Raw genomic sequence first — 19,546 nt, 5'->3', positions numbered from 1 at the left:
GGGCGCCGCGTCCGCCGCTCATGATCACCGCCGTGGCCTCGCCGGACGTCGTCCTGGAGCTCAGGCCCCCCGCGCTGGCGTCGTTCCTCTACGCGGCGTCCCTGGTGGTGGGGGTCGTCGTCGTGGTCGTCTTCCTCGGCACCGATGCCCCGCCGTGGTTCGCCGTCGCCTTCCTCGCGGTGGCGGTCGGCATCACCGCGGTGAACACCGCCGCCGCGCTGAGCCGGGCCCGCGCACGCACGGACGGCACGCTCGAGGTCCGCAACCGCTTCACCACCCGCCGGGTCGACCGGTCCGAGATCGACCGGGTGCTGCTCGACTCGGTGGGTGGGTTCGGATCGAACCGGCGCGTCGAACTGCTGCTCACCGACGGCTCGACGCTCCCGCTGGTCGCGACGGAGACGCCGCCGCTGCCCGGCGCGCGCCGGCGCCTGGAGGACCAGGCGGCGCGCCTCCAGGACTGGGTGGGCACCGCGGCGCGGTACTGAGGGTCCGCATCCGTCGCGCAGTCGCATCGCCGCCGTCCCCGGGGCGTCACCGCCCCGACACCTCCGGCGGCCACGCTCGCGCTGTGAGCCCGACCCTGATCGCGCCCGCCGCCGAGCCCGCCGTCCACCCGCTGCGCCGGCTGCGCACCGCCGCCGTCCTGGCCGGCGCGGGACTCCGGCCGACCACCTCCCGTCGCGCCGCAGTCTGCGGCGCCGCCCGCCTGCTGACGGCGCTGGGCGTGCGGGTCCGCGTGCACGCGCCGCTGGTCGCGTGGCCACGGGTCCGCCCGGGCGGCCCGGGCGTCCTCGTGGTCGCCGACTCCGCCTCCGACCTGGCCCACCTCGCCCTGGCGACGGCCGTGCCGGGCGCGGTCGCGGTCGACGGCCGGCCCGGCCGGCACGCCCGCACCCTGCGCCTGCCCACCGTGCCGGCCACCACCGAGGCGATCGCCGCCGCCCTGCGCACCGGCCGGACCGTGACCTTGCGCCCCGGCGTCGGCGGCACCCACTCCCCCGCCGGCTTCGCGGCGGCCGCGGCGGTGGGCGCGCCGGTGTGCCCGGTCGCCGTCCGGATGCGGCCGGCCGCCGGGGCCGGCGTGCACGTCGCCCTGCACCTGCTGCCGGAGGTCGCGGGCGCGAGCGGCGACGCCGCCGCGCTCGCCGCCCGGGCCCGTCGGGCACTCGCCGCGGTTCCCGGTGGCCTCGCTGCAGGGGCCCGGCCCGAGCCCGCGAGGGTCAGAGGGCAGCGAGGTCCTTCTACTCGGTGACCCGACCCTCGCGGACGTCGAGCCGGCGGGTGGTCTCGACCGCCTCCAGCATCCGGCGGTCGTGCGTCACCAGCAGCAGCGTGCCCCGATAGCCGGCCAGGGCCTGCTCCAGCTGCTCGATCGCGGGCAGGTCCAGGTGGTTGGTCGGCTCGTCGAGCACCAGCACGTTGACCCCCCGCGCCTGCAGCAGCGCCAGCCCGGCGCGGGTCCGCTCGCCCGGGGAGAGGGTCTCGGCCGGCCGCAGCACGTGATCGGCGACCAGGCCGAACTTCGCCAGCAGGGTGCGGACCTCCGCCGTCGGCCAGTCGGGCACCTCGGCGGAGAAGACGTCGAGCAGCGGCTCCGGGCCGACGAAGCGACCGCGGGCCTGGTCGATCTCGCCGATCCGCACCGCCGGGCCCAGCGAGCCGCTGCCCTCGTCCAGCGCGACCCGGCCGAGCAGGGCGGCCAGCAGCGTGGTCTTCCCCGAGCCGTTCGGCCCGGTGATGGCCACGCGGTCGCCCCAGTCCACCTGCAGGTCCACCGGGCCGAGCGTGAACCCGCCCCGCCGGACGACGGCGCCGCGCAGCGTGGCCACCACCGCCCCGGCGCGTGGGGCGGCGGCGATCTCCATCCGCAGCTCCCACTCCTTGCGGGGCTCCTCGACGACCTCGAGCCGCTCGATCCGTCGCTCGGTCTGCTTGGCCTTGGCGCCCTGCTTCTCCGCCGTCGAGCGGTTGTGCGCCTTGATGTGCTTGTCGGGGTCCTTCTGCTTCTTCACCGCGTCGCGGACGCCCTTGGCCAGCCAGTTGCGCTGCATCCGGGCCCGCGCCTCGAGGTCGGCCCTCGTCTCGGCGTACTCCTCGTACTCCTCGCGGGCGTGCCGGCGGGCCACCTCCCGCTCGACGAGGTAGCTGTCGTAGCCGCCGTCGTGCACCCGCACCAGCTGCTGGGCCAGGTCCAGCTCGACCACGCGGGTCACCGTGCGGGACAGGAACTCGCGGTCGTGGCTGACCACCACCACGCCGCTGCGCGCGCCGGTGACGAAGCGCTCGAGCTGGTCCAGGCCGGCCAGGTCGAGGTCGTTGGTCGGCTCGTCGAGCAGCAGCACGTCGTAGCGGGACAGCAGCAGCGCGGCCAGGCCCACCCGGGCGGCCTGACCCCCCGAGAGCCCGGCGGTCGGCGCGTCCAGCGCGACGCCGGGCGCCACCTCCGCGACGACCTGCTCCGCCCGCTCCTCCAGGTCGGCGCCGCCCAGGGCCAGCCACCGCTCCAGCGCCTCGGCGTAGTCGTCGTCCGCGCCCGGCGCCCCGGCCGTCAGCCGCTCTGTCGCCGCCTCCATCGCCGCCTGCGCCGCGGCGACGCCGGTCCGGCGGGCCAGCAGGCCGGCCACGGTCTCCCCCGGCCGCCGCTCGGACTCCTGCGGCAGGTGGCCGACGGTCGCATGCGGCGGGCTCAGCGCGATGCTGCCGCCCTCGGCGGGCTGCTCGCCGGCGAGGATCCGCAGCAGGGTGGACTTGCCGGCGCCGTTGACGCCGACCAGCCCGACGACGTCACCGGGCGCGACCACCAGGTCCAGGCCGGCGAACAGCACGCGGGCGCCGTGACCGGCGGCCAGCTCCCGGGCGACGAGGGTGGCACTCACGGGAAGCCAGCCTGCCAGGGCGGTTCAACCGGATTCGCCGGCCGTCCGGTCGGGGTCGTCGTCGTCCTGCTCGAGGACGTCGTCGGCGATCTCGTCGAGCATCTCCTCCAGCGCCAGGTCCTCCTCGCCGGGCGGACGGCGGCGCAGCAGCCACGGCTGCAGGTGCTCGTAGCCGCGCACCGACACCCGGCGCAGCGGCCGCACCCGGTAGCCGGGCAGGCCCCGCAGCCGGCGGGCCAGCTCGCGATCGACCAGCGCCGTGCCCGGCCGGGCCACGGAGGTCAGCCGGCTGGCCAGGTTCACCACCGGCGAGTAGACGTCCCCGAGGTGGGTGAGCACCGGCCCGTAGGCGACCCCGACCCGCAGCGCAGGGCGGTCCTCGGCGGCCCAGGTCTCCGGCAGCTCCAGGGCGATCTCGGCCGAGGCGGCCGCCGTCCCGGCGGTGAACAGGACGCCGTCCCCCACGGTCTTGACCACCCGGCCGGCCCGCCGGGCGACGACCTCCGCCGCGATCGCCTCGAAGTCCTCGATCATCGCGCCGAGCTCCCGCGCGTCCATCCCGCGGCTGCGCGAGGTGTAGCCGACCAGGTCGGCGAAGCCGACGGCGAGCTCCCGGCGGTCCCCGGCCACCCCGCCGGAGGCCTGCAGGCGCTCGGCGTTGGCGGCCAGGTGCCGGCGCCACACGTAGTCCTGCACCGCGCGCAGCACCGGCAGCAGCCGCTGGGCGGCCTCCATCACCTGCCCGACATCGGCCTCCCCCACGCCGCCGGCGCTCCGCACGAGCGTCTCGGCGAGCAGGTCGGACTGCCAGTCGGCCAGCCGGGACAGCGCCTGCGCCAGCGCCCGGGCGATCGAGGCCTCGGTGTTCTCGTCGACGAAGCCGGCGTCGATGAGCGTCGACAGCAGCCCCAGCGCGTGCACGTCGGCGTCGGTGAAGACCACCGCGTCGTCGGCGACGTCGGGGAACCCCAGCGCCCGCCACAGCCGCTGGGTGCGCGCCGGAGGCATCCCGGCCTTCGCGGCGACCTCGTGCCGGGTCCAGCGGCGCGGACCGCCGAGCAGCAGACGCTCGAGCGCGTCGAGCGCCTCGGCGTCGCCTCCCGTGCCCGGCTCTCCCATCCGCGCGACCGCCCCGCGGCTCAGCCGGTGGTGTGCACGACGAGGACGTCGCAGGCCGACCGCCGGGTCGCGTCGGCCGGCACCGAACCCAGCAGCCGGCCCTTGATGCCGTTGAGCCCGCGGTTGCCGACGACCAGCAGGTCGGCCTGCTCGCGCCGGACGACGTCGATCAGCACCTCGACCGGGGAGCCGGCCACCGCCACCGACCGCACCTGGCCGGCGCCGGCCGAGGCCGCCCGCTCGGCGGCCGTGCGCACCGTCTCCTCGGCCGGTGAGGAGCCGACCACCTGGTAGGCCTCGTCGCCGAGCACGTCCTGGGCGCGGGAGAGCTCGCGGTCGTCGGCCTCGGTCGGCAGGTAGGCGCAGGCGATCACCAGCTGGGCGTCGCAGGCACCGGCCAGCGCGCCGGCCCGCGCGACCGCGCGCAGCGAGGAATCCGAACCGTCCGTGCCGACGACCACCGTGCGATAGGCACCCACGTGCTGCGCTCCCTGCCTCGACTCCGTCGTCGCCGGGACTGTAGGTGACCGGCGACCTGTCCGCTCCCGCGGTGCAACGACGCCGCGGGCGGCAGGACACGGTGAACATCTCGCGAACGGTTCGCAGGAACGCCGACCGGGTGCGGTTGGATGGCCGGGTCAGGCCCCGAGCCGCACGAGGAGGGCGTCATCGCCACCGGCAGCACCGCCACCGGAACCACCCCCACCGGCGGACCGGCCCGCCGCGACCCCGTCCGGGTCGAGGTCACGGGCCTGACCAAGACCTTCGGCGCCGTCCGGGCCGTCGACGACCTGAGCTTCACCGTCGAGCCCGGCTCGGTGACCGGCTTCCTCGGGCCCAACGGTGCCGGCAAGACGACGACGCTGCGGATGGCCCTCGGCCTGCTCGTCGCCGACCGCGGCCGGACGACCTTCAACGGCGTCCGGTACCGCGACCTGCCCGAGCCCACCCGGCTGGTCGGCGCGGTGCTGGAGACGGCGTTCCACCCGGCCCGCTCCGGCCGCAACCACCTGCGCGTGTACTGCCGCGCGGCGGGCCTCCCGCTCGCCCGCGCCGACGAGGTGCTGCACCAGGTCGGCCTGGCCGACGCGGGCGGCCGGCGCGCCGGCGGCTACTCCCTCGGCATGCGGCAGCGGCTCGCACTGGCCACCGCGCTGCTCGGCGACCCGGCCGTGCTGGTGCTGGACGAGCCGGCCAACGGCCTGGACCCCGAGGGCATCCAGTGGCTGCGCGGCTTCCTGCGCCACCTCGCCCACGTCGAGGGCCGGACGGTCCTGGTCTCCAGCCACCTGCTGGCCGAGGTCGAGCAGACCGTCGACCGGGTGGTCATCGTCGGCGCCGGCCGGCTGGTCCGCGAGGGCTCGATCGCCGAGCTGCGGGCGGGTGCGGAGGGCGCGGGCAGCGTTCTGGTCCGCAGCCCCGAGGCGGCCCGGCTCGCCGCGCTGCTGGAGGGCCCCGGCCGCTCCGTCGCGGTGGAGGACCCGACCCGGCTCACCGTCACCGGCGCCACGACCGACCAGGTCGGCGCCACCGCGTTCGCCGCCGGGGTGGAGCTGCACGAGCTGGCGGCCCGCAGCAGCGGCCTCGAGCAGATCTACTTCCAGCTGACCAGCGGGACCGAGCAGTACGCGGCCGTCCCCGCGGGCACCGTTCCCCAGGGGGACCCCCGATGACCGCGCTGGTGCGCGCCGAGTGGACCAAGCTGTTCACGACCCGCACGTGGCTGGGCATGCTGCTCGGCGGCTGCCTGCTCGCCGGCGGCTTCGCCGCCCTGTTCACCGGCCTGGCCGGGCAGGACGGCGACGGCGGGCCCGGCCTCCCGGCCATCGGCACGGCCGAGTACGAGGAGCTGGTCTTCTCGGTCGCGGCCAACGCCAGCGTCTTCCTGCTGATCCTGGGGATCATCGGGATGACCCAGGAGTACCGGCACCGGACGGCGACGCCGACGTTCCTCACCACCCCCCGCCGGGGCCGGGTCATCGCCGCCAAGGTGGCCGCCTACGCGGTGGTCGCCGTGCCGTTCGCGCTCGCGGTCCTCGCGGTCAACGTCCTCGTCGTCCTGCTGTACGCCGGCGCGCGGGGCGACGCGCCCGGGCTGGGCGGGGACAACCTGCGCACGCTGGCCGCCTCGGGCCTGGTCCTCGTGGTGTTCACGGTGATCGGCGTGGGCGTGGGCGCGCTGGTCCGCAACCAGGTCGGCGCGATCGTCGGGGCGCTGGTCTACCTCAACGTCATCGAGCCGATCGTCGCCTCGATCGGCGCGATCCAGGGCGCCTACAAGTGGCTGCCCGGCGGCGCCGTCCAGGCCATCACCTCCGACTTCGAGGCGCCGGACCTGCTCGAGCCGTGGCAGGGTGCGGTGCTGCTGCTGGCCTACGGCGTCGTCGCCGCGCTCGTCGGCACCTGGCTGGCCGCCCGCCGCGACGTGGTGTGACGCCTCGGGCGCGCCCGACACCGACCGGTCCGCAGCAACCGGCGGGCGTAGCATCGGACACCGGTCAAATCCCGCTCGATCGACGACGAAGAAGGCACTCGACCCCGTGTCACGCGTGAGCCCCTCCCGGCCGTCCACCTCCTCCTCCCCGTCCTCCGCGGTGGCCGGCTTCGGCACCAACGAGTGGCTGGTCGAGGAGATGTACCAGCAGTACCTCGCCGACCCGTCCAGCGTGGACCAGGCCTGGCACGAGTTCTTCGCCGACTACCGGCCCGGCAGCCCGGTCGCGTCCAGCGACGACCGCGAGCAGGCCCCCGCGCCGGCCCCGCAGGCCGCGGCGCAGGAGGCGCCGGCGCCGCAGGCCGCCGCCCCGGCCGCCGCCGAGCAGCGCGCCGCGGAGCCCGCGGCGGCGCAGGAGCCCGCCGCGCAGGCCGGCAACGGCCGGGCCGCCGCCGCGCCGCCCGCCGTCGGCATCGAGCCCAAGACCGAGGCCACCGTGGTCGGCCGCGCCGCCGACCGCACCGACCAGCAGCGCCCGGCCGCCCCCGCGCCGAAGCCGTCCCCCGCGGCGGCCGCCGCCGCCAAGGCGCCCGCCGCCGGCGAGGGCCCCAAGCAGTCGCCGCTGCGCGGCGCCGCCGCCAGCGTCGTCAAGAACATGAACGCCTCGCTGACCGTCCCGACGGCCACGAGCGTGCGCGCCGTGCCGGCCAAGCTGCTGGCCGACAACCGCATCGTCGTCAACAACCACCTGGCCCGCGCCCGCGGCGGGAAGGTCTCCTTCACCCACCTGATCGGCTACGCGCTGGTCCGGGCGCTGGACGACTTCCCGAACATGAACAACGCGTTCGCCGAGGTCGACGGCAAGCCGGTGCTGGTGCAGCCCGAGCACGTCAACTTCGGCCTGGCGATCGACCTGCCCAAGCCCGACGGCTCGCGGTCCCTGGTCGTGGCCTCCATCAAGGCCGCCGAGACCATGGACTTCGCCCAGTTCTGGGCGGCCTACGAGGACGTCATCCGCCGCGCCCGGCAGAACAAGCTGACCCTCGAGGACTTCTCGGGCACCACCATCAGCCTGACCAACCCGGGCACGATCGGCACCAACCACTCCGTGCCGCGGCTGACCGCCGGGCAGGGCGCGATCATCGGCGTCGGGGCCATGGAGTACCCGGCCGAGTTCCAGGGGATGAGCCCCGAGGCGCTCACCGAGCTCGGCATCTCCAAGATCATCACGCTGACCTCGACCTACGACCACCGGATCATCCAGGGCGCCGAGTCCGGCGACTTCCTGCGCCGGCTGCACGCGCTGCTGCTGGGCGAGGACGGCTTCTACGACGACGTCTTCCGCTCGCTGCGCATCCCCTACGAGCCGGTGCGCTGGATGCCCGACGTGCGGGTCAGCCGCGAGGGGCAGATCGACAAGGAAGCCCGGGTCATCGAGGTCATCGAGGCCTACCGGCGCAACGGCCACCTCATGGCCGACACCGACCCGCTCGAGTTCAAGGTCCGCACCCACCCCGACCTGGACATCCTCCAGCACGGGCTGACCCTGTGGGACCTGGACCGGAAGTTCCCCGTCGGCGGCTTCGCCGGCGAGCGGATGATGGCCCTGCGCGACATCCTCGGCGTGCTGCGCAACTCCTACTGCCGCACGGTCGGCGTGGAGTACATGCACATCACCGACCCCGAGGAGCGCGAGTGGATCCAGAAGCGGGTCGAGCTCAAGGCCGAGCAGCCCGACCGGGAGAAGCAGAAGCACGTCCTGGGCCGGCTCAACGCCGCTGAGGCGTTCGAGACCTTCCTGCAGACCAAGTACGTCGGGCAGAAGCGGTTCAGCCTCGAGGGCGGCGAGTCGGTCATCCCGCTGCTGGACGAGGTGCTCATCGCCTCCACCGACCACCAGCTCGACGAGGTCGCGATCGGCATGGCCCACCGCGGCCGGCTGAACGTGCTCGCCAACGTCCTCGGCAAGAGCTACGCCAAGATCTTCGGCGAGTTCGAGGGCAACATCGACCCCGGCACCGTCCAGGGCTCCGGCGACGTGAAGTACCACCTCGGCGCCGAGGGCACGTTCCGCAACCCGCTCGAGGACGGCAAGGAGATCGCCGTCTCGCTGGCGAGCAACCCCTCGCACCTGGAGACGGTCAACCCGGTCCTCGAGGGCATCGCCCGCGCCAAGCAGGACATGATCGACAAGGGCGAGAGCGGCTTCACCGTGCTGCCGGTCCTGCTGCACGGCGACTCCGCGTTCGCCGGGCAGGGCGTCGTCCAGGAGACGCTGAACCTCTCCCAGCTGCGCGGCTACCGCACCGGCGGCACCGTGCACGTCGTCATCAACAACCAGGTCGGGTTCACCACCAGCCCGGCAGCGGCTCGCTCGAGCCTCTACTCGACCGACGTCGCGCGGATGATCGGCGCCCCCGTCTTCCACGTGAACGGCGACGACCCCGAGGCCTGCGTCCGGGTGGCGCGGCTGGCCGTGGACTACCGGCAGGCGTTCCGCAAGGACGTCGTCATCGACCTGGTCTGCTACCGCCGGCGCGGGCACAACGAGGGCGACGACCCGTCGATGACCCAGCCGCTGATGTACGACATCATCGACCGCAAGCGCTCGGTCCGGAAGCTGTACACCGAGGCGCTGATCGGCCGCGGCGACATCACGCTGGCCGAGGCCGAGGAGGCCCTGAAGGACTACCGCGGCCAGCTCGAGCGGGCCTTCGCTGAGACCCACGACGCCCGGGACACCTCCAAGCCCGAGCCGGTCATGGACCCGCGGACGGCGCAGGAGTCCGACGTCGCCACGGCCATCCCCACCGAGGTGCTCAAGGCCATCGGCGACGCGCACGTCTCCTTCCCGCCGGACTTCACGCCGCACCCGAAGCTGCAGAAGATGCTCGAGCGGCGCGCGGCCATGGTCAGCGAGGGCGGCATCGACTGGGCGATGGGCGAGCTGCTCGCCTTCGGCTCGCTGCTCATGCAGGGCATCCCGGTCCGGCTGGCCGGCCAGGACTCCCGGCGCGGCACCTTCGTGCAGCGGCACGCGGTGCTCATCGACCGGGAGAGCGCGGCGGAGTACACCCCGCTGCTGCACCTGGCCGAGGGCCAGGCGAAGTTCTTCGTCTACGACTCGCTGCTGTCGGAGTACGCCGCCCTCGGCTTCGAGTACGGCTACTCGGTGGCCAACCCGAAGGCGCTCGTGCTCTGGGAGGCGCAGTTCGGCGACTTCGTCGACGGCGCGCAGATGGTCATCGACGAGTTCATCAGCTCCGGCGAGGCGAAGTGGGGGCAGCGCTCCGGCGTCGTCCTGCTCCTCCCGCACGGGCTGGAGGGCCAGGGTCCGGACCACTCCAGCGGCCGGATCGAGCGGTTCCTGCAGCTGTCGGCCGAGAACAACATGACGGTCGCCAACTGCACGACCCCGGGCAACTACTTCCACCTGCTCCGCCGGCAGGCGCTGTCGGACGTGCACCGGCCGCTGGTCGTGTTCACCCCGAAGTCGCTGCTGCGCTCCAAGGCGGCGGTCAGCGCGGTCGCCGAGTTCACCGACGAGGGCTTCCGGCCGGTCCTGCCCGACACCGGCGTCGGCGGCGAGCAGCTCGACGCGGCCGCGGTGCGCCGGGTGCTGCTGTGCAGCGGCAAGGTCGCCTACGACCTGATGGCCCAGCGGGAGTCCGCCGGCGCCCGCGACACCGCGATCGTGCGGGTCGAGCAGCTCTACCCGCTGCCGGCGGAGCAGATCGTGGCCCAGCTGGAGCGCTACCCGAACGCCTCGGACGTCGTCTGGGTGCAGGAGGAGCCGGCGAACATGGGCGCCTGGCAGTTCATGGCCGTGAACCTGCCCGAGCACCTGCCGGCCGGCCGGCAGCTGCGCCGGGTCAGCCGCCGCGCCTCGGCCAGCCCGGCCGTCGGCTCGGCCAAGGTGCACGAGGTCGAGCAGCGCCAGCTGGTCGCGCAGGCCTTCGCCGACTGAGCAGCCGGCCGAGCGTGTACTTCACCGACCGTGGCCTGGAGGAGCTGGTCGACCGGCGGGGCGAGGAGCAGGTGACCCTCGCCTGGCTGGCCGACCAGCTCCAGGCCTTCGTCGACCAGAACCCCGAGTTCGAGGTGCCCGTCGAGCGGCTGGCCACGTGGCTGGCCCGCGGCGGCACCGACGACGACGAGGAGTGAGGGACCCCCTCGCCCCCATCCCCTCGCACGCCCGGGGCCGGATCCTGCGCGACGGCCGTCCCGGCTCCCCGCGGGGCCTCCTCGTGCTGCTGGGCGCCCTGTCGGCGTTCGGCCCGCTGTCGATGGACCTCTACCTGCCGGCGCTGCCGGCGGTGGAGGACGACCTGCGGGCCGGCCAGTCCCCGGTCCAGCTGACCCTGTCGGCGGTGGCCCTGGGTCTGGCGGCGGGGCAGCTCGTCGCCGGGCCGCTGTCGGACCGCTTCGGCCGCCGGGGCCCGCTGCTGCTCGGCGTGGGCGCCTGGGCGCTGGCGTCGCTGCTGTGCGCCCTCTCCCCCACCGTGTGGGTCCTGGTGGCCATCCGGCTGCTGCAGGGGCTGGGCGGCGCGGCCGGGATCGTGCTGGCCCGGGCGATCGTCCGGGACCGGTACGAGGGCACCGAGTCGGCGCGGGTGTTCGCCGTCCTCGCCTCGATCGGCGGTGCGGCGCCCGTCCTGGCGCCCGTGCTGGGCGGGCAGCTGCTGCGGGTCACCGACTGGCGCGGGCTGTTCGTGGTGTTGGCCGCGATCGGCCTCGTGCTGCTGCTCGCGGCGGCGTGGCGGCTGCCGGAGACGCTGCCGCCCGACCGGCGGGTGGCCGGCGGCGTCCGCAGCACGGTCCGCAACGGCCGCGCCCTGCTGCGCCGGCGCACCTTCGTCGCGGCCGTCCTCTCCCAGGGTCTGGCCTTCGGCGCGCTGTTCACCTACATCTCCGGCTCGTCGTTCGTCCTGCAGGACGGCTACGGGCTCTCGGCTCAGCAGTTCAGCCTCGTCTTCGCCGCCAACGGGACGGGGATCGTGCTGGCCGGCCAGGCGTCCCGGGTGCTGGTCGCCCGGACCGGCTCGCGCCTGCTGGTGCGGGTGGGCCTGGGCCTGCAGGCCGCCGGCTCGGCCGTCCTCGTGGCGGGCGCGGTCGCCGGTGCCGGCCTGCCGGTGGTCCTGCCGGCGCTGTTCGCCGTCGTCGCCGCGACCGGGCTCGTGCTGCCCAACGCGACCGCGCTGGCCATGGCCGACGCCGCCCGCGCGGCCGGCACGGCGTCCGCGCTGGTCGGGGTCGGGCAGTTCGCCATCGCCGGCGTCGGCGCGCCGCTGGCCGGCCTGGGTGCCGCGGGCACGCTGCTGCCGATGGCCGGTGTGATGCTCGGGTTCGCGCTGCTCGGCGGGCTCGCCACGGCGTTCCTCGCCCGTCAGCCGGATCCCACCGATGCCCCGGTCAGCGAGCCGGCGGCGGCGCCCGAGGCCTGACCCCCGTCCTGCCCCCGGTCCTGCCCCCACCCGGGCCCCGGCCTCGACCTCCGCGCGCCTCCCCCGCCCGCGGCGCCCGGCGCGGCACCCTGCGGCCGTGCTCGGTCACTCCCACGCCCTCTCGGGCCTGGCCGTCGGCGCCGCGACGCTGCCGTGGGCCCCGGTCGACGGGACGGTCGCCCAGGTCGCGTGGGTCGCCGCCGTCGGCGGGTTCTCGATGCTGCCCGACCTCGACGCCCACGGCTCCACCGTGTCCGACATGTGGGGGCCGATCACCGACGTGCCGTCCGGCGCCATCGGCCGCCTCGCCCAGGGGCACCGATGGGGCACCCACGACGCCGTCCTCGGCCCGCTGGCCTTCGCCGGCCTGGCCGTCCTCGCCGCCCGCAACTATTGGTCGAGCCTGCTGTTCATGGCGCTGGCCATCGGCCTGGCGCTGCACGCGCTGCACTTCATCATCCCGGGCCGGGCCGAGAACACCGTGATCGGCAACCTGGCGCTGTCCTGGGCCGGCGCCTGGTTCCTGCTCGACCACACCCCGCAACCGATGTGGCTGCCGTGGGCGGTCGGCCTCGGCTGCCTGGTGCACATCGCCGGCGACGCGATCACCCGGCAGGGCGTGCCGATGCCGCTGATCTGGCTGGTGCGCCGCTGCCGGCTCAAGCTGACCCCGATGCACACCGGCGCCTTCCTCGAGAAGGCGGTGCTGGCGCCGGGCTTCGTGGTCGCGGCGCTGTGGTTCCTCTACGCCAACACCGCGGTCCGCGACACCGTCGACCCGCTGATCTCCGACCTGCTCGCGCGGGTCTGAGCGGGGGTCACCCGACGCCGGCCGGCACCCGCCCCTCCGGGCCGACGGCGGCGGCCCGGGCGGTGCACCGCCTCCCCGGCCGCGACGGATACGTGCGGCCGGCCCGGGACGCCCGCGCGGCCACCGTGGCCCTCGCGGATGCCGGCCGGCGTCCTCGACCCGGTCTCCCGCCCCACCGGAGGGGATCCGCCGGCGTGACGCCGGCGGATCCCCGCCGCGCGGGGGTCAGACCGTGACGTGCTGGTCGCGGGCGCAGGCGGCGACCGCGGCGGCGACGGCCTCGGCCACCCGGCGGTCCAGCGGGCTGGGCACGATGTAGTCGGGCCGCACGTCCGCGCCGACGACGTCGGCGATCGCCGTGGCCGCGGCGAGCTTCATCTCCTCGGTGATGTGCTTGGCGCCGGCGTCGATGGCGCCGCGGAACACCCCGGGGAAGGCCAGCACGTTGTTGATCTGGTTCGGCTCGCCGCTGCGGCCGGTGGCGACGACGGCCGCGTACCGCGCCGCCATCTCCGGGTCCACCTCGGGGATCGGGTTGGCCAGCGAGAACACGATGCAGTCCGGCGCCATGGACGCGATGGCCGACTCCGGCACCGAGCCGCCGGACAGGCCCAGGTAGACGTCGGCGCCCTCGAGGGCACCCACCATGGTCCCGGCGTAGCCCGCCCGGTTGGTGTTCTCGGCGACCCAGCGCTTGATCGGCGTGAGGTCCTCCCGGCCGGTGTGCAGCACGCCGCGGGAGTCCGCGACGGCGATGTCCCCCACCCCGGCCTCGAGCAGGATCTTGGTGCATGCCACACCCGCCGCGCCGGCACCGGACACGACGACGCGCAGACCGGCCAGCTCGCGGCCGACCACCTTCGCCGCGTTGCGCAGCGCGGCGAGGACGACGATCGCCGTCCCGTGCTGGTCGTCGTGCATCACCGGGATGTCCAGCCGCTCGCGCAGCCGCTCCTCCACCTCGAAGCAGCGCGGGGCGCTGATGTCCTCGAGGTTGATGCCCCCGAAGGACGGCGCGATCGCCGCGACGGTCTCGACGATGGCGTCGACGTCGGTGGTGTCGAGCACGACCGGCACGGCCGAGAGGCCCGCGAACTCGCTGAACAGGCAGGCCTTGCCCTCCATGACCGGCAGCGCCGCGGTCGGGCCGATGTCGCCCAGGCCGAGCACGGCGGTGCCGTCGGAGACCACCGCGACCGTGCGCGGCGCCCAGGTGTACCGGCGGGCGAGCTCGGGCTCGGCGGCGATCGCGCTGCTCACCCGGGCCACGCCGGGGGTGTAGGTCAGCGCCAGGTCCGCGATCGAGCCGATGGCCCGGGTGGACCGTACGACCAGCTTGCCGCCCTCGTGCACCGCGAACGCCGGGTCGTCGGCGAAGCGGTCGGGCTGCTGCGAGTCGGAGTTCCCGTCCATGGACACGGCAGCGTAATCCTCCGGCCGAAGGCCCCTCGCTACGGTGCGACCGTGGAGATCCGCGAGCTCGCCGTGCCCGACGCCTACGCCATCGACCTGGTGTCCCACGGCGACGCCCGCGGCCGGTTCACCGAGTGGTACCGCGCCGACCTGATCGCCGAGGCGGCCGGCTCCGCGCTGCCGCTGGTCCAGGCCAACCACAGCGTCTCGGCGCGCGGCGCGCTGCGGGGCGTGCACTTCGCCCTCGTGCCGCCCGGGCAGGCCAAGTACGTCTACTGCCCGGCGGGCCGCGTGCTCGACGTGGTGGTCGACGTCCGGGTCGGCTCCCCCACCTTCGGCGTCTCCGACGCGGTGCTGCTGGACAGCGACGAGCCGCGGGCGGTCTACCTCGCCGAGGGGCTGGGCCACGCGTTCGTCGCCCTGGCCGACGGCAGCTCGGTGACCTACCTGGTCTCCAGCGGCTACGACCCGACCCGCGAGTTCGGCGTCCACCCGCTCGACCCGGAACTGGACCTCCCCTGGCCCGCCGACGTCGACTTCGAGCTGTCGGCCAAGGACCGCGCCGCCCCGACCCTCACCGAGGCGCGCGAGCAGGGGCTGCTGCCCACCATGGCCGAGTGCGCCGCGCGCTACGCGGAGCGCCGCGGGGCCTGACGCCGCGGGGCCTACCGCCCCGGGTCGGGCGCGTCCGGCGGGGGCCCGCCCAGGCGCCCCGGGCGCGGCCACAGCCGCGCCACCACCCGCCCGACGACGACGGCCGGCCCGAACGCCCGGCTGTCGTCGGTGACGAGCGCGTTGTCGCCCTGCACCCAGTGCCCGCCCGGCAGCGGGTGCACGACCCGCTTGACCACGAGCAGGTCCGGCCGGGCCGGGAACCGGGCGAGGACGACGTCGCCGGAGCGGACCCGCCCGCCGGGCGCGACCCGCCGCACGAGCAGCCGGTCACCGGAACGCACCGTCGGGCTCATCGAGGGGCCGCTCACCCGGGCCACGACCCACGGCGTGAGCAGGGCGGGAGCCCCCTGTCCCCCTCTGTCCGCGCCGGTCACCGCGAGTAGGGTCGCAGACGACCCACCCCACGAGAACCGGAGGCTACGTCCATGCGTCTGTTCCGCATGTTCTCCGCCGTGGAGGCCACCGCGCACTGCGACCTCCCCTGCGGCGTGTACGACCCGGCCCAGGCCCGCATCGAGGCGGAGTCCGTCAAGGCCATCCAGGAGAAGTACCAGGCCAACGAGGACCCGGTGTTCCGGCAGCGCGCCGTGCTGATCAAGGAGCAGCGCTCGGACCTGGTCAAGCACCACCTGTGGGTGCTGTGGACCGACTACTTCAAGCCGCCGCACTTCGAGAAGTACCCGCAGCTGCACGAGCTGTTCAACAAGGCGACCAAGCAGGCCGGCGCCGCCGGCGGCAAGGGCAGCATGGACCCGGCCGAGGGCCAGAAGCTGCTCGACTACATCGCCGAGATCGACAAGATCTTCTGGGAGACCAAGGCCGCGGCCTGACCCTCCCCCTCACCGGCCGGTGACCCCCCGGGGTCGCCGGCCGGTGGCGTCCCCGGCGGCCGATGAGTCCGCGGCGCGGGCCCCGTCTGCCCTCCGACGACCCCACTCCCGAGGAGCGACCATGGCCATCCGCCTCAACCCGTACCTGCACTTCGCCGGCGACGCCCGCGCGGCGATGGAGTTCTACCGCTCCGTCCTCGGCGGGCAGCTGGACGTGATGACGTTCGGCGACGCGGGCGGCGGGGGCGGCGAGTACCCCGCCGACGGCGTCATGCACGCCTTCCTGCGCACCGACGCCGGCCTGGAGCTCATGGCCTCCGACGGGCACGACCCCGACGCCGGCGGCCCCGACAAGGTCTCCTGCTCGATCTCCGGCGACGACCCGGAGACCCTCACCCGCTACTTCGAGGGGCTGGCCGAGGGCGGCACCGTCGACGTGCCGTTCGAGAAGCAGATGTGGGGCGACACGTTCGGGCAGGTCACCGACCGATACGGCATCCGCTGGCTGGTCAACGCCACCTCTCCCGCCTCCTGAGCCCCGCGGGCGTTCCCGGGCCCCGCCGGCCCGGGAACGCCCCGGCCCCGCTCCGCGGCCCCCGGTAGCGTGGGGGCCACCATGCGCATCGACCCCGCCGGCTGGCCCTTCATCGCCGGCCCGCTGGCCCCTGCCGCCCTCCTGTCGACCGCCGCGTCGGTCTCCGGCCGCCGCTGGCCCCGGCGGGTGGCCTGGCCGCTGGTCGGGCTGTCGGCCTACATGACGCTGTTCTTCCGGGACCCGGACCGCCGCTGTGACCGCGAGGCCCCGGCCCCCGACGACGTCCTCTCCCCCGCCGACGGCGTCGTCATGGTCGCCGGGCAGCCGCAGGAGGACGTCGCCCCGCCCGGGGACTGGCAGCAGGTCAGCGTCTTCCTCTCCGTCGTCGACGTGCACGTCAACCGCTCGCCGTACGCCGGCGAGGTGGTGGAGAGCTCCTACCGCCGGGGCAGCTTCCTGGCCGCGTACCGCAAGGAGTCCGCGCACCGCAACGAGCGCAGCGAGCTGTGGCTGCGCGACGGCGAGCGGACGGTGGTCTTCCGGCAGATCGTCGGCGTGCTGGCCCGCCGGATCGTCACCCGCACCGGGGTCGGGCAGCGCCTGGCCACCGGCGAGCGGATGGGCCTGATGAAGTTCGGGTCGCGGATGGACGTCTTCGTGCCGCCGGAGTGCGAGATCACGGTCCGCACGGGGCAGCGGGTGCGCGGCGGCGAGACCGTCATCGCGCGCTGGCCCGCGGCCGGCTGAGGAGCGGCGGCATGCCCAGTTCCGCGTCGGGCGCCGGGGTCCCGCAGACCCGCCGGACGGCGACCGTGGAGTTCGTCCGCGGCTCGGTGCGCGGCACCCGGCGGCGGGCGCTGGCCACCCTGCCCAGCCTCTTCACGCTGGCCAACATGATGTGCGGCTTCGTCGCCATCCTGGTGTCGATCCGCGGGGACCACACGCTGGCCGCGGTCCTGGTCGGGCTGTCGGTCGTCTTCGACATCACCGACGGCGCGGTCGCCCGGCTGGTCGGCGCCGTGACGCCGTTCGGGCTGCAGTTCGACTCCCTCGCCGACCTGGTCTCCTTCGGCATGGCGCCGGCCCTGCTGGCCTTCACGCTGTTCTCCGAGGGCCGCGACGGCTGGGACCCGCTGGGCTGGGTGGTCTGCGGGCTGTGGGTGGCCTGTGCGGCGATCCGGCTGGCCCGGTTCAACACGACGATCGACCCGACGGCGGACAAGCGGTACTTCACCGGCATGCCCAGCCCCGGCGCCGCCGGCGTCGTCCTGGCCTCGGTGTTCGCCTTCGGCGACCAGATGCAGGGCCGCGACCGGCTGTGGGTGCTGCTCATCGTCGCGGTGCCGGCGCTGCTGATGGTCAGCACCGTCCGCTTCCGGTCGTTCCGCTCGCTGGTCAGCCCCAAGAGCGGCCGCCCGTACGGCCTGATCGCCGCCGCGGTCGTGATCGTCGTCGGCTTCGCCACCGTCCCCGTCGTCACCGGCTGCGTGCTGGCCTACGGCTACCTGTTCGCCCCCGTCCTCGTCCCCGCCCTGTCACCGCTGGCCCGGCTGGTGCCCGACCGCGTCAAGGAGCTGCTCACATGAGCGTCCGGGAGATCCGGCCCGCCGACGTCCCCGCCGTGGTGGGCCTGGTCCGCGAGCTGGCCGACTACGAGAAGGCGCTGCACGAGGTCCGGCTCACCGAGGAGCGGCTGACCGCCGCGCTGTTCGGCGACTCCCCCGCCCTGTTCGGCCACGTCGCGGAGCAGGACGGCCGCGTGGTCGGGACGGCGCTGTGGTTCCTCAACTTCTCCACCTGGCGCGGCACCCACGGCATCTACCTCGAGGACCTCTACGTGCAGCCGGAGCACCGCGGCAGCGGCCTCGGCCGGGAGCTGCTGCGGACCCTCGCGGCCACCTGTGTGGAGCGCGGCTACGACCGGCTGGAGTGGTCGGTGCTGGACTGGAACACGCCGTCCATCGACTTCTACCGGGCCGCCGGGGCGGTGCCGATGGACGAGTGGACCGTCTTCCGGCTGACCGACGAGGCCCTCGCCGGCTTCGCCGCCGACCGGCGGGGAGCATGAGCACCGGGCGCCAGCCGGCGGAGTGCTGGCTCACCGACATGGACGGCGTCCTGGTGCACGAGGGCCACGCGCTGCCCGGCGCCGCCGAGTTCCTCGCCCGGCTGGTCGAGCGGCGGCGGCGGTTCCTCGTGCTGACGAACAACTCGATCTTCACGCCGCGCGACCTCGCGGCGCGGCTGGCCCGGTCGGGGCTGCAGGTGCCCGAGGAGGCCATCTGGACCTCGGCGCTGGCGACGGCGGACTTCCTGTCCACCCAGCTGCCCGGCGGGTCGGCCTACGTCATCGGCGAGGCGGGCCTGACGACGGCGCTGTACGAGGCCGGGTACACGCTCACCGACACCGACCCGGACTACGTCGTCCTCGGCGAGACCCGCACCTACTCGTTCGAGGCGATCACCCGCGCCGTCCGCCTGGTGGAGGCCGGAGCCCGGTTCATCGCCACGAACCCCGACGTGACCGGGCCGTCCGCCGAGGGGCCGCTGCCGGCGACCGGCGCGGTGGCCGCGATGATCACCAAGGCGACCGGCGCGGAGCCGTACTTCGTCGGCAAGCCGAACCCGATGATGTTCCGCAGCGCCATGAACCGGATCGAGGCGCACTCGGAGAGCACCGTGATGGTCGGCGACCGGATGGACACCGACGTGGTGGCCGGCATCGAGGCCGGGCTGGACACGATCCTGGTGCTGACCGGCTCGACCCGGGCCGGCGACGTGTCCCGCTTCCCGTTCCGCCCCGGCCGCGTGCTCGACTCGATCGCGGACGTCGTCGACCTGGTCTGAGCTACTCCTCCGAGCGCTGGAAGAAGGCGAGCCGGGCCTCGGGGGTGGCCAGCAGGTAGAGCTCCACGGCCACGAGCACGAGCACCGGCAGCCCGATCTCCGGCCGCTCGGCGGTGAACGCCGTCGTGTAGCCCAGCGCGGCCAGGATGAGCTGCAGCACCACCACGGGCCCGCGCGCCCACGCCGACACCCGCCACAGGCCGACCGCGGCGGCGGCCATCGCGGCGCCGAAGATCGCCACGTAGACGACCTCGGCGACCGCGTTGCTGGTGCTCGTCGGCGTGCTGGTCAGCGTCAGGTAGAGCAGGACGAGCGCGCCGCCGAGCAGCAGCGCGGCCTCCAGCGCCACGACCAGCGCGGCGCGGCGGACGGCGGCGGGCGCCTCCGGCCGGTCGGCCCGCGGCCGCGGCGCGCCGGGCTCGGCCGCCCCGCCCAGCAGCCGGTCGGCGCGGCTGCGCCGCGGGGGGGGGGGGGGGGGGCCCCCCCCCCCCCCCCCTAAAACAACCCCACCCCCCACAGCCCCCCCAAAACCCACCACCCCAACAGGCGCCCCAAAAAA

The 19,546-nt window shown here is 75.0% G+C and carries 21 protein-coding genes; 15 read left to right on the top strand and 6 right to left on the bottom strand.

The features are described from left to right. Window positions 1-32 precede the first annotated feature (32 nt). Both ACI79F_RS00105 and ACI79F_RS00100 read left to right on the top strand, forming a co-directional pair. The gene (locus ACI79F_RS00105; RefSeq protein ID WP_456543828.1) at window positions 33-488 is read left to right on the top strand and encodes a hypothetical protein; all 456 of its coding nucleotides are present in this window, start codon (window positions 33-35) and stop codon (window positions 486-488) included. Window positions 489-571: 83 nt separating this feature from the next. Continuing rightward, a complete protein-coding gene (locus tag ACI79F_RS00100; RefSeq protein WP_456543829.1) occupies window positions 572-1,255 on the top strand; it encodes a hypothetical protein in 684 nt (227 codons plus the stop codon). Here the strand turns inward: ACI79F_RS00100 and ACI79F_RS00095 are convergent. The 3 genes from ACI79F_RS00095 to ACI79F_RS00085 are packed head-to-tail and all read right to left on the bottom strand — an operon-like array spanning window position 1,245 to window position 4,477. Further along, the gene (locus ACI79F_RS00095) at window positions 1,245-2,879 is read right to left on the bottom strand and encodes an ABC-F family ATP-binding cassette domain-containing protein (RefSeq protein ID WP_456543830.1); all 1,635 of its coding nucleotides are present in this window, start codon (window positions 2,877-2,879) and stop codon (window positions 1,245-1,247) included. The two genes, ACI79F_RS00100 and ACI79F_RS00095, sit on opposite strands and share 11 nt — an antisense overlap. Before the next feature lie 24 nt (window positions 2,880-2,903). Then, window positions 2,904-3,998, bottom strand: coding sequence for an adenylate/guanylate cyclase domain-containing protein (locus ACI79F_RS00090; protein WP_456543831.1), 1,095 nt, complete (start codon window positions 3,996-3,998; stop codon window positions 2,904-2,906). Window positions 3,999-4,018: 20 nt separating this feature from the next. Beyond that, window positions 4,019-4,477 (bottom strand): universal stress protein, encoded by a 459-nt coding sequence (locus ACI79F_RS00085; RefSeq protein WP_456543832.1) that lies wholly within the window; start codon window positions 4,475-4,477, stop codon window positions 4,019-4,021. A gap of 150 nt (window positions 4,478-4,627) precedes the next feature. On the opposite strand from ACI79F_RS00085, the gene ACI79F_RS00080 reads away from it, so the two are divergent. From ACI79F_RS00080 to ACI79F_RS00055, 6 genes are all read left to right on the top strand, one after another. Beyond that, the gene (locus ACI79F_RS00080) at window positions 4,628-5,671 is read left to right on the top strand and encodes an ABC transporter ATP-binding protein (protein WP_456543833.1); all 1,044 of its coding nucleotides are present in this window, start codon (window positions 4,628-4,630) and stop codon (window positions 5,669-5,671) included. Beyond that, window positions 5,668-6,432, top strand: coding sequence for an ABC transporter permease subunit (locus ACI79F_RS00075; RefSeq protein ID WP_456543834.1), 765 nt, complete (start codon window positions 5,668-5,670; stop codon window positions 6,430-6,432). Before ACI79F_RS00080 ends, ACI79F_RS00075 begins: the two co-directional genes overlap by 4 nt. A gap of 115 nt (window positions 6,433-6,547) precedes the next feature. Beyond that, window positions 6,548-10,399 (top strand): multifunctional oxoglutarate decarboxylase/oxoglutarate dehydrogenase thiamine pyrophosphate-binding subunit/dihydrolipoyllysine-residue succinyltransferase subunit, encoded by a 3,852-nt coding sequence (locus ACI79F_RS00070; RefSeq protein WP_456543835.1) that lies wholly within the window; start codon window positions 6,548-6,550, stop codon window positions 10,397-10,399. Window positions 10,400-10,413: 14 nt separating this feature from the next. Beyond that, on the top strand, window positions 10,414-10,596 hold the full coding sequence (locus ACI79F_RS00065) for a DUF6104 family protein (protein ID WP_456543836.1): 183 nt from the start codon (window positions 10,414-10,416) through the stop codon (window positions 10,594-10,596). After that, window positions 10,593-11,876 carry a multidrug effflux MFS transporter gene (locus ACI79F_RS00060; RefSeq protein WP_456543837.1) on the top strand — a complete coding sequence of 428 codons (1,284 nt, stop codon included), beginning with the start codon at window positions 10,593-10,595 and terminating at the stop codon, window positions 11,874-11,876. Before ACI79F_RS00065 ends, ACI79F_RS00060 begins: the two co-directional genes overlap by 4 nt. Window positions 11,877-11,973: 97 nt before the next feature. After that, on the top strand, window positions 11,974-12,687 hold the full coding sequence (locus ACI79F_RS00055) for a metal-dependent hydrolase (RefSeq protein ID WP_456543838.1): 714 nt from the start codon (window positions 11,974-11,976) through the stop codon (window positions 12,685-12,687). A gap of 225 nt (window positions 12,688-12,912) precedes the next feature. On the opposite strand, the gene ACI79F_RS00050 is transcribed toward ACI79F_RS00055, so the two are convergent. Then, window positions 12,913-14,100 (bottom strand): NAD(P)-dependent malic enzyme, encoded by a 1,188-nt coding sequence (locus ACI79F_RS00050; RefSeq protein WP_456543839.1) that lies wholly within the window; start codon window positions 14,098-14,100, stop codon window positions 12,913-12,915. 51 nt (window positions 14,101-14,151) lie between these two features. Between ACI79F_RS00050 and ACI79F_RS00045 the strand changes: the two genes are divergently transcribed. After that, window positions 14,152-14,754 carry a dTDP-4-dehydrorhamnose 3,5-epimerase family protein gene (locus ACI79F_RS00045; RefSeq protein WP_456543840.1) on the top strand — a complete coding sequence of 201 codons (603 nt, stop codon included), beginning with the start codon at window positions 14,152-14,154 and terminating at the stop codon, window positions 14,752-14,754. An 11-nt stretch (window positions 14,755-14,765) separates the two neighbouring features. Here ACI79F_RS00045 and ACI79F_RS00040 read toward each other — a convergent pair whose 3' ends face one another. Beyond that, complete coding sequence (locus tag ACI79F_RS00040; protein ID WP_456578861.1) at window positions 14,766-15,083, bottom strand: S26 family signal peptidase; 318 nt, start codon at window positions 15,081-15,083, stop codon at window positions 14,766-14,768. 117 nt (window positions 15,084-15,200) lie between these two features. Here ACI79F_RS00040 and sodN point away from each other — a divergent pair, with 117 nt between their 5' ends. From sodN to ACI79F_RS00010, 6 genes are all read left to right on the top strand, one after another. Then, a complete protein-coding gene (sodN, locus tag ACI79F_RS00035) occupies window positions 15,201-15,605 on the top strand; it encodes a superoxide dismutase, Ni (RefSeq protein WP_456543842.1) in 405 nt (134 codons plus the stop codon). A gap of 121 nt (window positions 15,606-15,726) precedes the next feature. Continuing rightward, window positions 15,727-16,140 carry a VOC family protein gene (locus ACI79F_RS00030; protein ID WP_456543843.1) on the top strand — a complete coding sequence of 138 codons (414 nt, stop codon included), beginning with the start codon at window positions 15,727-15,729 and terminating at the stop codon, window positions 16,138-16,140. 81 nt (window positions 16,141-16,221) lie between these two features. Continuing rightward, complete coding sequence (locus ACI79F_RS00025; RefSeq protein WP_456547714.1) at window positions 16,222-16,887, top strand: phosphatidylserine decarboxylase; 666 nt, start codon at window positions 16,222-16,224, stop codon at window positions 16,885-16,887. An 11-nt stretch (window positions 16,888-16,898) separates the two neighbouring features. After that, entirely contained in the window at window positions 16,899-17,726 is an 828-nt protein-coding gene (gene pssA, locus ACI79F_RS00020) for a CDP-diacylglycerol--serine O-phosphatidyltransferase (protein WP_456547713.1), read from the top strand. Continuing rightward, the gene (locus ACI79F_RS00015; RefSeq protein ID WP_456547712.1) at window positions 17,723-18,208 is read left to right on the top strand and encodes an N-acetyltransferase family protein; all 486 of its coding nucleotides are present in this window, start codon (window positions 17,723-17,725) and stop codon (window positions 18,206-18,208) included. Before pssA ends, ACI79F_RS00015 begins: the two co-directional genes overlap by 4 nt. Further along, entirely contained in the window at window positions 18,205-18,987 is a 783-nt protein-coding gene (locus ACI79F_RS00010) for an HAD-IIA family hydrolase (protein ID WP_456547711.1), read from the top strand. Before ACI79F_RS00015 ends, ACI79F_RS00010 begins: the two co-directional genes overlap by 4 nt. 1 nt (window position 18,988) lies before the next feature. Here the strand turns inward: ACI79F_RS00010 and ACI79F_RS00005 are convergent, their stop codons facing one another. Continuing rightward, window positions 18,989-19,336, bottom strand: a complete 348-nt coding sequence (locus ACI79F_RS00005; RefSeq protein ID WP_456578854.1) for a hypothetical protein — start codon at window positions 19,334-19,336, stop codon at window positions 18,989-18,991. Between the last annotated feature and the right edge of the window lie 210 nt (window positions 19,337-19,546).

It is taken from the genome of Blastococcus sp. SYSU D00868 (assembly GCF_054050575.1).
This window is presented reverse-complemented; position numbering and strand designations above follow the sequence as displayed.

Excerpts from the sequence above, each read along its gene's own strand:
- ACI79F_RS00075 (WP_456543834.1), top strand. The coding sequence starts at position 5,668 with ATGACCGCGCTGGTGCGCGCCGAGTGGACCAAGCTGTTCACGACCCGC.
- ACI79F_RS00030 (WP_456543843.1), top strand. The coding sequence starts at position 15,727 with ATGGCCATCCGCCTCAACCCGTACCTGCACTTCGCCGGCGACGCCCGC.
- ACI79F_RS00010 (WP_456547711.1), top strand. The coding sequence starts at position 18,205 with ATGAGCACCGGGCGCCAGCCGGCGGAGTGCTGGCTCACCGACATGGAC.
- ACI79F_RS00090 (WP_456543831.1), bottom strand. The coding sequence starts at position 3,998 with ATGGGAGAGCCGGGCACGGGAGGCGACGCCGAGGCGCTCGACGCGCTC.
- ACI79F_RS00050 (WP_456543839.1), bottom strand. The coding sequence starts at position 14,100 with ATGGACGGGAACTCCGACTCGCAGCAGCCCGACCGCTTCGCCGACGAC.
- sodN (WP_456543842.1), top strand. The coding sequence starts at position 15,201 with ATGCGTCTGTTCCGCATGTTCTCCGCCGTGGAGGCCACCGCGCACTGC.
- ACI79F_RS00080 (WP_456543833.1), top strand. The coding sequence starts at position 4,628 with ATGGCCGGGTCAGGCCCCGAGCCGCACGAGGAGGGCGTCATCGCCACC.
- ACI79F_RS00015 (WP_456547712.1), top strand. The coding sequence starts at position 17,723 with ATGAGCGTCCGGGAGATCCGGCCCGCCGACGTCCCCGCCGTGGTGGGC.
- ACI79F_RS00025 (WP_456547714.1), top strand. The coding sequence starts at position 16,222 with ATGCGCATCGACCCCGCCGGCTGGCCCTTCATCGCCGGCCCGCTGGCC.
- pssA (WP_456547713.1), top strand. The coding sequence starts at position 16,899 with ATGCCCAGTTCCGCGTCGGGCGCCGGGGTCCCGCAGACCCGCCGGACG.